The sequence below is a fragment of the Polaromonas sp. genome (assembly GCF_018780625.1).
GTDB lineage: Bacteria > Pseudomonadota > Gammaproteobacteria > Burkholderiales > Burkholderiaceae_C > Polaromonas.
In genome coordinates, this window is sequence record NZ_JADMJK010000236.1 from 1 (window position 1) to 4,081 (window position 4,081).

At 60.2% G+C, this 4,081-nt stretch carries 3 protein-coding genes; all 3 read left to right on the plus strand.

Annotation, left to right across the window (positions count from 1 at the left end):
• Positions 1-112: 112 nt before the first annotated feature.
• Positions 113-1,147: a microcin C ABC transporter permease YejB gene (gene yejB, locus IV091_RS16815; RefSeq protein ID WP_293470408.1), complete on the plus strand. Its 1,035-nt coding sequence runs from the start codon at positions 113-115 to the stop codon at positions 1,145-1,147.
• Between the two features lie 2 nt (positions 1,148-1,149).
• Positions 1,150-2,199, plus strand: a complete 1,050-nt coding sequence (locus IV091_RS16820; protein WP_293470409.1) for an ABC transporter permease — start codon at positions 1,150-1,152, stop codon at positions 2,197-2,199.
• An 89-nt stretch (positions 2,200-2,288) separates the two neighbouring features.
• The gene (locus tag IV091_RS16825) at positions 2,289-3,899 is read left to right on the plus strand and encodes an ABC transporter ATP-binding protein (RefSeq protein WP_293470410.1); all 1,611 of its coding nucleotides are present in this window, start codon (positions 2,289-2,291) and stop codon (positions 3,897-3,899) included.
• Positions 3,900-4,081: the final 182 nt, after the last annotated feature.

Here is a 4,081-nt window from a genome sequence, read left to right on the forward strand (position 1 = left end):
CCCCCACGCTTGCCACTGCGTGTGCTGCGCTGCCCCCCGAGGGGGCTGGCCTTGCTGGTGGCGGCCCGGCACGGCGGCCGATGTCCCCCCTGCTGGAACAAATGGATTAATCATGGCCAGTTACATCCTCAAGCGCTTGCTGCTGATGATCCCGACCTTGTTCGGGGTGCTGCTGCTGACCTTTGCCATTGTGCAGTTTGTGCCGGGCGGGCCGGTCGAGCAAATGGTGGCGCAATTGCAGGGGCGCGATTCCGGGGGCGAGCGGGCATCCGTCGCCGGTGCCGGTTATCGGGGCCGGCAAGGAGTGGACGCTGAGCGCATCAAGGAAATCAAGACGCTTTACGGCTTTGACAAACCGTTGCAGGAGCGTTTTGTGCAAATGCTGGGGCGCTTTGCCCGCTTTGACCTGGGCAACAGCTTTTACCAGCACAAGGATGTATGGCAGCTGATCAAGGAAAAGCTGCCGGTCTCCGCCAGCCTGGGCCTCTGGACCTTTTTCATCAGCTACCTGATTGCCGTGCCGCTGGGCGTGGCCAAGGCGGTGCGGGCGGGCACGCGGTTTGACTTTGTCACGACCCTGGTCGTGCTGGTCGGCTACGCGATTCCGGGTTTTGTGCTGGGCGTGGCGCTGCTGGTGGTGTTTGGCGGGCAACTGCAGCTGTTTCCGCTGCGCGGGCTGACGTCGGCCAACTGGGAGACGCTGAGCTGGGGTGGGCGCATCACCGACTACCTCTGGCACATCACGCTGCCGGTCATCTCCATGGTGTTGGGAAGCTTTGCCGTGACGGCGGTGCTGACCAAAAACTCGTTTCTGGAAGAAATCCGCAAGCAGTACGTGATGACGGCCCGCGCCAAAGGGCTTTCGGAGCGCCAAGTGCTTTGGAAGCATGTGTTTCGCAATGCATTGATTCCCATCATCACGGGTTTTCCGGCGGCCTTTATCGGCGCTTTTTTTACCGGCTCCCTGTTGATTGAAACACTGTTTTCGCTCGATGGGCTCGGCCTGCTCAGCTATGAAAGCGTGATCCGGCGCGACTACCCGGTGGTGCTGGGAACGCTTTACTTTTTCACGCTGATTGGCCTGGTCACCAAGCTCATCAGCGATCTTTGCTATGTCTGGGTCGATCCCCGAGTGAAGTTTGATTGAACATGGACATCGCCTCTTCATCCCCGCCATCCCTCTCACCGTCGCGCCGTGCCTGGCAGCGCTTCAGGCGCAACCGGCTGGGCTACTGGAGCCTGCTGCTTTTTAGCGCGCTGGTCGTGCTCAGCCTGTTTGCAGAGGTGCTGTCCAACGACAAGCCGCTGGTCGCCCGCTACCAGGGCGAGTTGTACTTTCCGCTATTCAAGGACTATTCGGAAAAAACCTTTGACGGCGACTTCGACACACCCGCCGACTACCTCGACCCCTTCATCCGTGAAAAATTGAGCCAGGATGGCAACTGGGCCATTTATCCGCCCAATCCCTACGGGCCGCGCACCATCAACTACTTTGCGAAAGAGCCCAACCCCTCGGCCCCATCGCGCGACAACCTGTTGGGCACGGACGACCGGGGGCGCGATTTGCTGACGCAACTGATTTACGGCTTTCGCCTCAGCGTGCTGTTTGGCCTGGCGCTGACGGTCATCGGAGTCGTCATCGGCGTCATCACAGGGGCGATTCAGGGCTACGTGGGCGGCAAGACCGACCTGGTGTTTCAGCGTTTCATGGAAATCTGGGGCTCCATGCCGGAACTCTACATTTTGATTATTTTCAGCGCCATGTTTGCGCCCAGCGTGGCCTTGCTGCTGCTGCTGCTCAGCCTGTTTGGCTGGATGGGGCTTTCAGACTACGTGCGCGCCGAATTCTTGCGCAACCGCCAGATGGACTATGTGCGGGCAGCCCGCGCCTTGGGCGTTGGCAACCTGCAAATCATGTGGCGCCACATCTTGCCCAACAGCCTCACGCCCGTGGTGACTTTTTTGCCTTTTCGCATGAGCGCCGCGATTTTGGCGCTGACCTCGCTCGATTTCCTCGGTCTGGGCGTGCCGCCGGGAACGCCCTCGTTGGGGGAGCTGCTCAATCAGGGCAAGGCCAATATCGACGCCTGGTGGATTTCGCTGTCAACATTTGCGGTGCTGGTTGTCACGCTGCTGCTGCTGACCTTCATGGGTGACGCCCTGCGTGATGCACTGGATCCGCGAAAGGCAGAGCTATGACCCCCACGCTTGTCGCTTCGCGTACTACGCTGCCCCCCGAAGGGGCTGTTCCGCCTAAGGGCGGCCTGTCGGCGGAACGCTCATTCCCGATGCTGCTGGAAGTAAAAAGACTGAAGGTTGCGTTTGCCGGAAAGGAAGTCGTTCGCGGCATTGATTTTTCCATTGCGCCCGGGGAGAAGCTTGCGCTAGTCGGGGAGTCGGGCTCAGGCAAGACGGTGACAGCCTTGAGCCTGCTGCGGCTGGTTCAAAACGCCGAAATCAGCGGGCAGGCCTTATTTTCTGCGCCAAATGGCGACGTCGTGGATTTGTTGTCCTTGCCAGAAGGGTCATTGCGCGGCATCCGAGGCCGCGACATCGCCATGATTTTCCAGGAGCCCATGACGGCGCTGAATCCCTTGTTCAGCGTGGGCGACCAGATTGCCGAAGTTTTACAACTAAAACAGGGTCTAACCCAATACCAGTCTACGCAAGAAGCTATCAAATTATTAGCGGACACCGGTATCCCGGATGCCGAAAGGCGGGCTCGATCGTTTCCCCACCAGCTGTCGGGCGGACAGCGCCAGCGCGCCATGATCGCCATGGCGCTGGCCTGCCAGCCGCGGCTGCTGCTGGCTGACGAGCCCACCACGGCGCTCGATGTGACCTTGCGCGGCCAGATTCTGGACCTGCTCAGTGACTTGCAGCGCAAAAACGGCATGGCCGTGCTGATGATTACGCACGACCTGAACCTGGTGCGCCGGTTCGCCGACCGCGTTGCCGTCATGGAAAACGGCCATATCGTGGAACAGGGGCCGGTCGCGGACGTGTTTGCCAACCCGCAGCATGGCTACACCCGAAAACTCATAGACAGCAAACCGGTCAGGGATGTCGCAGTGCATCAGGCGGGCGCGACCGGCGCTTCACCCGTGATGCAGGCCAGCCATGTCCGTGTGGCCTACCCCGTGGCTGTTCCTGGCCTGCGCGGCTGGTTCAGGCAGGGTGAATTTATCGCCGTCCAGGATGCCTCGTTCACGATTGCACCGGGCAAGACCCTGGGAGTGATCGGCGAATCGGGCTCTGGCAAATCCACTTTGGCCTTGGCCGGCCTTGGTCTGCTTCCGTTTTCCGGGGAACTGCTGGCGGCTGGCCAACCCTGGACACGGCAGGCGAACCGCAACAAGGCCATTCGCAAGGCCGTTCAAGTGGTGTTTCAAGATCCGTTTTCGTCGCTTTCACCGCGTATGACGGTAGAAGCCATTGTGGAAGAGGGTTTGCTGGTGCACGAGCCGGCGCTAAACGAGGCACAGCGCCGCCAGCGCGTCCTGCTGGCGCTGGCCGACGTGGGCATGGGGGAGGGCGAGGAAGCCGGGCGGTTTACCGGTTTGTTGCAGCGCTATCCGCACGAATTTTCCGGCGGCCAGCGCCAGCGGCTGGCGATTGCGCGTGCGCTCATCATCAATCCCATCCTGCTGGTGCTGGACGAGCCGACCAGCGCACTCGATGTCACCATCCAGAAGCAGGTGCTTGCACTGCTGCAGCGCCTGCAGCGTGAACGCGGCTTGAGCTATCTTCTGATCACGCACGACGTTGACGTGATACGGGCCATGGCCCATGACGTGATGGTGATGAAGGACGGCGAAGTGGTGGAGTCCGGCACGGTATTTTCTGTACTGGAGGCTCCGTGCCACCCGTATACCCGGGTGCTGGTGGCGCAGGCTTGAAGATTTGCGCGGGATGCACGCAAATTTATTAAAATAGCGGCCGGTTAATGCAGGCTAACCGCCTGAACAAGCCCGTTCCGGTGCGCAATTGTTGCATTTCAAGCGTTTGGCGCGCTATAATATGCGCTTCACGACCAAATGGGCGGGTTTTCACCGCCCATTTTTTTTGGGCGTTTGTTTTT